At 37.4% G+C, this 1547-nt stretch carries 2 protein-coding genes; both read right to left on the reverse strand.

Annotated elements, in window-relative coordinates:
- A partial coding sequence (locus tag CVS91_RS10160) for a cell surface protein (protein ID WP_107831875.1) occupies nt 1-560 on the reverse strand: 560 nt, incomplete at its 3' end.
- 14 nt (nt 561-574) lie between these two features.
- On the reverse strand, nt 575-1547 hold a 973-nt coding region (locus tag CVS91_RS10165; protein WP_234409699.1), incomplete at its 5' end, for a Cj0814 family flagellar-dependent secreted protein.

Below are 1547 nucleotides of genomic sequence, written 5' to 3' on the forward strand. Positions count from 1 at the left end.
TTTCTTTGTTCTTCAACATCCTTTGTAGCTTTTTCTCTTGCTTTGGCAAATAATGTTTTAAACTCTTCTATGCTTAGATCGGTTCTATCTAAAAGACTAAGTGACTCCTTGTTATTATTTGGATAAATAGAAGACATGCTATCCATAAAAGCTCTTAGGTCAGCCTCCTCTTCTTTTGTGCCAAGACCTATTAGTTTGCCCATCATGGTTGGCTTGCCATCAACAGAGTTTTCCTTTAATATATCAGAATACATTATAAGGACTTGATCTTTTGCTTCTTCTAAAGTTTTTGGCTGTTTCATCGACATGGCGTTGCGATCTTGTTCGGTATTGTAACGCTTAGAAAGCATATTATCTATTTTGCTTATCGTTTTTGCAACCCAATTATCTTCATTTTCGTCTATGTCAATAATCTCTCTTATGCTCTTTCCAACTGGACCATACCATAAAGCTTCTATTTTGGCCTTTTCATCATCTTTGGTATCTTTAGGTATATTTTCTTTTTGGATAGCTGTTTCTTGTATCGGTGTGTTGCTAAGTCCGTTTATGTTAGTTATCATTTAAACTCCCCCACCTAAGCCTTTATATCAACATCTCTTTTTATACCAAGCATATCTACTAGGTATTTTCCAGCTGGGTTTTCATTTAGCTCTTTTACTAAATTTAAAGATGGCATGCTAAATTTCAAAAAGCTATCCATAAAGTCTTTGCTCTTTTTACCATCTTTATCTATCTCGCCAAAGAGTAGCTTTAGCATTTTTAGATTATGCTCCATCATCTTTTTAAATGAGAGTTCGTCTTCTTCATATCCCCTACGTCTATCTTCAGGAGTGCTCACAAAGCCACTTTGCAAGTCGATATAGACAAAGTCTCTTTTAGATCTGATGTAGTCTTGCATATATTTAGGCATACCTGCTATGTCATTATCAGTAGCATTTATAAAGCCAGGTCCAAATTTCATCTCACCCATTAGCTCGAACAGCTCAAATGCCCTATTAAATTCTTTACTATCTATGCTCTTATCATAGCCTTCTCTTTTGCCTTGTGCTGTTGTCTCGCCCTCTCTTACATCAAGGTTGTTGTTTATGACGGCTGCTATAAGTCCGCCTTTAGTTATTGAGCCATCTTTATTAGTGTATTCCTCTCCATGCGGATCCATAAATACACCACTTCCCACACTCTCCTTGCCGCCATTGTTGTTGTTAAAGATATCTGTTGTTGGCTTTAGTGGCTGCCTGCCATCTCCGCCATCAAAGCTTGGATTGAAAAAGAGCGTGCTTATCATAGATTTGCTGGAATCTTTGCCGTTAAAATCAGCCGCAGCCGAGCCAAATTCATGAATGGAGTTATGGATTTTGGTTACTTGCATACTTTGGCGGTTATAAGAAAAGCCTTGAGGGAAATTTCTTATCTCATCTAAGCTAAAGCTATCTTTTGAATTTAGCGTGTCTTCGCCAACGACTTGGGAGAGGATTTTGTAGGCATTATTTACGGTTTTTAGTATATCGATGCTATCAAAAGTCCTTTGCATATAGTCAGGCTGCGTC

It is taken from the genome of Campylobacter concisus (assembly GCF_003048985.1).
Classification (GTDB): domain Bacteria; phylum Campylobacterota; class Campylobacteria; order Campylobacterales; family Campylobacteraceae; genus Campylobacter_A; species Campylobacter_A concisus_AY.